Genomic DNA, 6728 nt, shown 5'->3' on the forward strand with positions numbered 1-6728 from the left:
GCCTCGGAGTCCGACGCCTGGCGGACCGCGGCCGACGACGGCTGGACGCGGGCCAGCAAGGCGGCCGAGCCGACCCCGGCCGGCACCACCCGGTCCGGACTGCCCAAGCGGGTGCCGCAGCAGCAGCTCGTCCCCGGTGGGATCGAGCCCCGCAGCGGACGTGAGCGCAGCCGCCGTACGCCGGACGAAGTACGCGGTCTGCTCTCGGCCTACCACCGTGGCGTGCAGCGCGGACGGACGGCCGGAGCGAGCCAGGACAGCACCTCGACCAAGGAGACGAGCCGATGAACAGGCCAGCGGCCATGCAGGACATGGGTTGGCTGCTCACCAACTTCGCCGACAGCGTGGCGGGTATCGCCCACGTGGTGGCGGTGTCCGCCGACGGACTGCTACTCGCTTCCTCCCGTGACCTGCCGGGGGACCGGGCGGACCAGCTCGCCGCGATCACCTCCGGCGTGGTGAGCCTGACCGAGGGCGCCGCGCGGATGTTCAGTGCCGGCGGGGTGCTGCAGACGGTCATCGAGATGGACAGCGGCTACCTGTTCCTGATGTCGATCAGCGACGGATCGTCGATGGCCGTGCTCGCGGCGCGAAGCTGCGACGTCGGGCAGGTGGGCTACGAGATGGCACTGCTGGTCGAGCGGGTCGGCGCGGCGCTGGTGCCGCTGCCCCGGGACGCGGTGCGGTCATAACAGGGACAGGACCGGCGCAACCCCGCGCCGGTACGGAGGAGATCCGGTGGCGACATGCCGGCGGAGGGGAGAGGAGGTGATCGCGGATGGAGCAACACCGACGTGACCCGCGTGGTGCACTGGTGCGGCCGTACGCGGTCACCCGGGGACGGACCGAGCCGCGGCAGGACATCGCCTTGGAAGCGGTGCTGGTCGCCAGCCCCACCCAGATCGCCGAGTCGCGGTTTGCCGGGCATGACAAGCATCGCATCGCCATGGTCTGCGAGAGCCGGCCCGAATCGCTGGCGGAAATCGCCGCGTACACCCGGCTACCGCTGGGTGTCGCCCGGGTGTTGGTCGCCGACATGGTGGCCGAGGGCCTGTTGACGCTACAGACGGCCGCTCCCGCCACAGGTTTCGAGGAGCGGATGGAAATGCTGGGAAGGGTGCTGAGTGGACTTCGCGAGCTATGACCCCGCCGGGGCCCGCCAGAGCCGGGGAATCATCTCCGCGAAGATCGTCGTCGCGGGTGGCTTCGGTGTCGGCAAGACCACGTTGGTCGGGGCGATCTCGGAGATCACACCGCTGACCACCGAGGCGGTGATGACCGCGGCGGGCGTCGGTATCGACGACCCGTCCAAGGTGCCGGGCAAGGAGACCACCACGGTCGCCATGGACTTCGGCCGTATCACCATGGCACAGGACCTGATCCTGTACCTCTTCGGCACACCTGGGCAGACCCGGTTCTGGTTCATGTGGGACGAGATCATTCGGGGCGCGGTGGGTGCCACGGTGCTGGTGGACACCCGCCGGATCACCGACGCGTTCGCTCCGCTCGACTACTTCGAGAGCCGCAAGCTGCCGTACGTGGTCGCGCTGAACCGGTTCGACGGCGCGCAGCAGTACGAACTGGAGGAGGTCCGCGAGGCGCTGGCCATCTCGCCGGACGTACCGCTGGTGCTGACCGACGCCCGGCAGCGGGACTCGGTCAAGCGGGTGCTGATGACCGTCGTCGAGCACGCCATGGCGCGGTTGCAGGCCGAACACGACCGGGGCTTTCCGACCCCGGTGGGCTGAGTGTCGGCGGGAGCCCGTCGGTGGACCTCCACCGGCGGGCTCCCGCGTACGGTCAGTCGACCCGGAGTCGGTACCCGCGTTTGACGACCGTCTGCACCACCCGGGGGGCCTTCAGCCCGGCCCGGAGCCGGGCCACCGCCATCTCCACCGCGTGCTCGTCGGCGCCACGCGGCAGGGTCCGCAGCAGGGCGGTACGCGACAGCACCCGACCCGGTGTCTGGGCCAGTGCCCGCAGCACCGCCATCGGTGCCGGGGCCAGCGGTCTCAGGTCACCGTCCATCACCGCCGCGTGGCCCCGCAACGTGAGCAGGTGTCCGGCGGCCTTGATGGTGACCGTCCGGCGGGGCAACTCGTCGACGATGGTGCGGACCAGCGCACCCAACCTCGCCCGGCTCGGCGCGCTCACCGGCACGCCCCGGCGTACCAGCGGCTCGGCGGTGACCGGGCCGACGCAACTGGCCAGCACGTCACCGCGCAGGGCCTCCAGCACCGTCTCCGTCCGGTCACCGGCGGCCCGCAGCAACGCCTCCGCGGCCGGTGCCGAGGTGAACGTGACCGCGTCCACCAACCGGCTGGCCACCAGGTCGACCAGGCGGTGCAGCGGGGCCGGGTCGGTCGGCGGGGCCCACCGGTAGACCGGGATCTCGATGACCGTGGCACCGGCGTCCTCCAGAGCGCGGGTGCACTCCGGTTGCCGCTCGCCGTGCAACTGCATGGCGATCACCTGCCCGGCGACTCCCCGCCGACGCAGGTGGTCCACCACCTCGTCGCAGCTCTCCGACTCCGGGGACCACTGGTCGTGCAGCCCGGCGGCGCGGATCGCCCCCCGGGCCTTCGGCCCCCGGGCCACCACGTACGCGCCGCCGAGCACGGAGCGCAGCGGCTCGGCCAGGCCCCAGCCCTCGGCCGCCTCCAGCCACCCGCGCATGCCGATCCCGGTGTTGGCCATCAACACGTCCGGTGGCCGGTCGAGGCAGGTACGGGTCGCCTCGCGCAACTCGGTGTCGTCGGCGAGCGGCACGATCCGCAGGGCGGGAGCGAGCACCACCCGGGCACCGCGCCGTTGCAGTAGCGCGGCGAGTTCGTCCCGCCGTCGGTCGGCGGTCACCCCGATGGTGAAGCCGGCCAGTTCCTCGCCCATTCACCCCTCCTGTCGCAGCCGCACCTCGACCATGCCGTTCCGGCAACGGATCTCGTGCCGGGCCACGGCGACGCCGGGCAGGTCGAGACAAACCCCCGTGCGCAGGTCGTACACCTGCTTGTGCAGCGGCGAGGCGACCGTCGGCACGCCCTGCCGGCTGCCCACGATGCCCCGGGACAGCACGTACGCCTCGGCGACCGGGTCGCGGTTGTCGATCGCGTACAACCCGTCTCCGGTGCGGAAGACCGCCACCTGCACCCCGTCGACGAGGGCGGCGACGCCCCGGTCCGGGTCCAGCCGGTCCAGCGGGCAGACCACGTGCCAGCGCAGCGTCGTCGCGATGCTCATCGCCGTACCTCCGGCAGGCCGAGGGTGACCGGCTGGCGGCCGTCGGGTGCGGGTGGTCGGCCGCCGACCGGGACGGGTTGTCCGCGTTCGGTGGCGAAGGTGATCGACGGATCGGGTACGTCCGGCGCGTTCACGAAGGAGGTGAAGCGGCGCAGCCGGTCCGGGTCGTCGAGCACGTCCCGCCACTCGTCCGAGTAGGACGTGACGTGTCGGGCCATCGCGGCGTCCAGGTCCGCGCAGAGGCCGAGCGAGTCGTCGACGATCACCGAGCGGAGGTGGTCGAGCCCGCCCTCCATCGCCTCGATCCAGACGGCGGTGCGTTGCAGCCGGTCTGCGGTGCGGACGTAGTACATCAGGAACCTGTCGATCGTCCTGATCAGCGCCTCGGTGGAGAGGTCGGTGGCGAACAGGTCGGCGTGCCGGGGCCGGAAGCCTCCGTTGCCGCCGACGTAGAGGTTCCAGCCGGTCTCGGTGGCGATGATGCCGAAGTCCTTGCTGCGGGCCTCGGCGCATTCCCGGGCGCAGCCGGAGACCGCTGACTTGAGCTTGTGTGGCGCGCGGAGTCCCCGGTACCGCAGCTCTAGGGCGACGGCCAGTCCGACGGCGTCCTGCACCCCGTACCGGCACCAGGTGGAGCCGACGCAGGACTTCACCGTCCGCAGCGCCTTGCCGTACGCGTGCCCGGACTCGAAACCGGCGTCGACCAGCCGACGCCAGATCTGCGGCAACTGGTCGACCCGGGCGCCGAACAGGTCGATCCGCTGCCCGCCGGTGATTTTGGTGTAGAGCCGGAAGTCGCGGGCCACCTCACCGATCACGATCAGCTTCTCCGGGGTGATCTCCCCGCCCGGGATCCGCGGCACCACCGAGTAGCTGCCGTCCCGTTGCAGGTTCGCCAGGAAGTGGTCGTTGGTGTCCTGCAACGACGCCTGCTCGCCGTCGAGGATGTGCCCGTTGCCGAGCGAGGCGAGGATCGAGGCGACGACCGGCTTGCAGATGTCGCAGCCCCGCCCCCGGCCGTGCTCGGCGATCAGCCGGGAGAACGTCCGGATGCCGCGTACCCGGACGATGTCGAACAGTTCCTGCCGGCTGACGTCGAAGTGCTCGCACAACGCCCGGGACTGGACCACACCGGCCGCGTCGAGCAACTGTTTGAGCATCGGGACGCACGAACCGCAACTGGTGCCGGCCCGGGTGCACGCCTTCAGCGCCGGCACGTCCGCGCAGCCGCCCGCGATCGCCGCGTCGACGTCGCCCCGGGTGACCGCGTTGCAGGAACAGACCTGGGCGGACGCCGGCAGCGCGCCCGCCGTCGCGCCCGCCGCCTGCTCCGGGGCGAGCAACGCCAGCGGCGCGGCCGGCAACGGCCCGCCGACGCTGGCCCGCAACGTCGGGTACGCCGACGCGTCACCCACCAGCACGCCGCCGAGAAGCGTCGTCGCGTCGTCGGAGAGCACCAGTTTGGCGTAGACCCGGGTGGCCGGATCGGTCCAGGTCACGTCCAGGCAACCCGGCGTGGTGCCGTGCGCGTCACCGAAGGAGGCCACGTCGACGCCGAGCAGCTTCAGCTTGGTGGCGGTGTCCGCACCCGGGAAGGTGGCCTCCCCGCCGACCAGCCGATCCGCCACCACCTCGGCCATCGCGTACCCGGGGGCGACCAGGCCGTAGCAGGTGCCCTGCACCGCCGCGCACTCGCCGACCGCGTAGATCCGCTCGTCGGAGGTGCGGCAGGCGTCGTCGACCAGCACCCCACCGCGCGGGCCGACCTCCAGTCCGGCCGCACGGGCCACCTCGTCGCGGGGACGGATGCCGGCGGCCACCACCACCACGTCGGCGTCGAGCAGCGTGCCGTCGGCCAGCTCCAGGCCGCCGACCGCGCCGTCCGGGCCGGGTCGCAACGCGGTGGTCGCCACCCCCAGGTGACAGGCCACCCCCAACTCCTCGACGTAGCGGCGCAGCATCGCGCCACCGGCGGTGTCGACCTGCACCGGCATCAGCCGGGGCGCGAACTCCACCACGCGGGTGGCCAGACCGAGCAGGCGCAGCGCGTTCGCCGCCTCCAGGCCGAGCAGACCGCCGCCGATCACCGCGCCGGTGCGTCGGCCCCGGGCGTGCTCGCGGATCGCCGCGAGGTCGTCCAGCGTCCGGTAGACGAACACCCCCGGCAGGTCCGTACCCGCCACCGGCGGCACGAACGCCGACGACCCGGTGGCCAGGACCAGCACGTCGTACGGGTGCTCGCCGGTCGCCGTGGACACCACCCGACGGGCCCGGTCCACCCCGGTGGCCGCCTCGCCGAGGCGCAACTCGACGCCGTCGTGCGGGGTGTGCAGGTTCAACTCGTCCGCGTCGGCCCCGTCGAAGAACGCGGAGAGCCGCACCCGGTCGTACGCGGGTCGGGTCTCCTCGGCGAGGACGGTGACCCGCCACCGTCCCCCCGGGTCGCGTGACCGCACCGCGTCGACGAACCGTTGCCCGACCATGCCGTTGCCGATCACGACCACGTTGCCACCGGTCATCGTCCCACCTCCACCGGATCCGATCTGGACAACCAGTCGACGATGCCGGCGACCGCGTCGCGGCAACCGCCGCAGCCGGTCCCGGCCCTGGTCCGGGCGACGACCTCGTCGACGGTCCGGGCTCCGCCGCGCCAGCAGGCCACCAGCGCGCCCTTGCTGACCGTGTTGCACTGACACACCGTGGCCGCGTCCGGCATCAACGCCGGGGAGGCGGCCGGAGCCGCGACCGCACCACCGAGCGACCGGCCCAGCAGCAGCGCCCGTCGGTCGGCGGGGACCGGTTGACCCCGGTCGAACAACTGGACGACGGTGCCCACCGACGGGTTGTCGCCGAGCAGGATCGCGCCGGCCAGCCGCTCGTCGTGGATCCGCAACCGGGCGTACGTGCCACGGGCCGGGTCGGCGAAGGTCAGCTCCTCGCCCGGGCCGCCGGTCGGGTCGCCCATCGAGGCCAGGTCGATGCCGGCCGCCTTGAGCCGGGTCACCACCGGCCGGGGCCGGTACCGGGCCGACGGATCCTCGCCGGTCAGCAGGTGTGCGACCACCCGGGCCTGCGCCCAGGCCGGTGCCACCAGCCCCGTCGGCGCGGAGCCGTGCTGCGCGCAGTCGCCGATCGCCGAGACCCGTGGATCGCCGGTCCGCAGTCGGTCGTCGACCCGCACACCCCGGTCCACCGCCAGTCCGGCCGCCTCGGCCAGGGCGGTCTCCGGGCGTACCCCGCAGGCGAGCACCAGCAGGTCGGCGTCGAGGCACCGGCCGTCGGACAGCTCCAGGCGTACCCCGGAGGCGTCGGCCGCGAGCGCCGTCGGCGTGACGGCCAGATGGGTGGTCACCCCCAGGTCGGCGAGCGTACCGGCCAGCATCGTGGCGGCCACGGCATCGAGCTGCCGCTCCATCAGGTACGGCACCCGGTGCACCACCGCGACGCCGAGCCCTCGGGCGGCGAGCCCCCGGGCCGCCTCCAGGCCGAGC

At 72.9% G+C, this 6728-nt stretch carries 8 protein-coding genes; 4 read left to right on the plus strand and 4 right to left on the minus strand.

Translation table 11 applies throughout. The features are described from left to right. The 4 genes from EYA84_RS22945 to EYA84_RS22960 form a co-directional block, all read left to right on the plus strand. A partial coding sequence (locus tag EYA84_RS22945; RefSeq protein ID WP_131055214.1) for a hypothetical protein occupies nt 1-288 on the plus strand: 288 nt, incomplete at its 5' end. After that, on the plus strand, nt 285-692 hold the full coding sequence (locus EYA84_RS22950; RefSeq protein ID WP_007465177.1) for a roadblock/LC7 domain-containing protein: 408 nt from the start codon (nt 285-287) through the stop codon (nt 690-692). The genes EYA84_RS22945 and EYA84_RS22950, both read left to right, overlap by 4 nt. Before the next feature lie 86 nt (nt 693-778). Continuing rightward, complete coding sequence (locus tag EYA84_RS22955) at nt 779-1144, plus strand: DUF742 domain-containing protein (RefSeq protein WP_117226208.1); 366 nt, start codon at nt 779-781, stop codon at nt 1142-1144. Then, nucleotides 1125-1748, plus strand: a complete 624-nt coding sequence (locus EYA84_RS22960; RefSeq protein WP_131055216.1) for an ATP/GTP-binding protein — start codon at nt 1125-1127, stop codon at nt 1746-1748. The genes EYA84_RS22955 and EYA84_RS22960 overlap by 20 nt, the downstream gene beginning before the upstream one ends. Before the next feature lie 52 nt (nt 1749-1800). Here EYA84_RS22960 and EYA84_RS22965 read toward each other — a convergent pair whose 3' ends face one another. From EYA84_RS22965 to EYA84_RS22980, 4 genes are all read right to left on the minus strand, one after another. After that, complete coding sequence (locus EYA84_RS22965; protein ID WP_131055218.1) at nt 1801-2889, minus strand: uroporphyrinogen-III synthase; 1089 nt, start codon at nt 2887-2889, stop codon at nt 1801-1803. After that, a complete protein-coding gene (nirD, locus tag EYA84_RS22970; protein ID WP_131055220.1) occupies nt 2890-3237 on the minus strand; it encodes a nitrite reductase small subunit NirD in 348 nt (115 codons plus the stop codon). Continuing rightward, nucleotides 3234-5756: a nitrite reductase large subunit NirB gene (gene nirB / locus EYA84_RS22975; RefSeq protein ID WP_131055222.1), complete on the minus strand. Its 2523-nt coding sequence runs from the start codon at nt 5754-5756 to the stop codon at nt 3234-3236. The genes nirD and nirB overlap by 4 nt, the downstream gene beginning before the upstream one ends. Next, on the minus strand, nt 5753-6728 hold a 976-nt coding region (locus EYA84_RS22980; RefSeq protein WP_131055224.1), incomplete at its 5' end, for an FAD-dependent oxidoreductase. The genes EYA84_RS22980 and nirB, both read right to left, overlap by 4 nt.

Origin of the sequence: Verrucosispora sp. SN26_14.1 (assembly GCF_004307965.1) — a bacterium.
Classification (GTDB): domain Bacteria; phylum Actinomycetota; class Actinomycetes; order Mycobacteriales; family Micromonosporaceae; genus Micromonospora.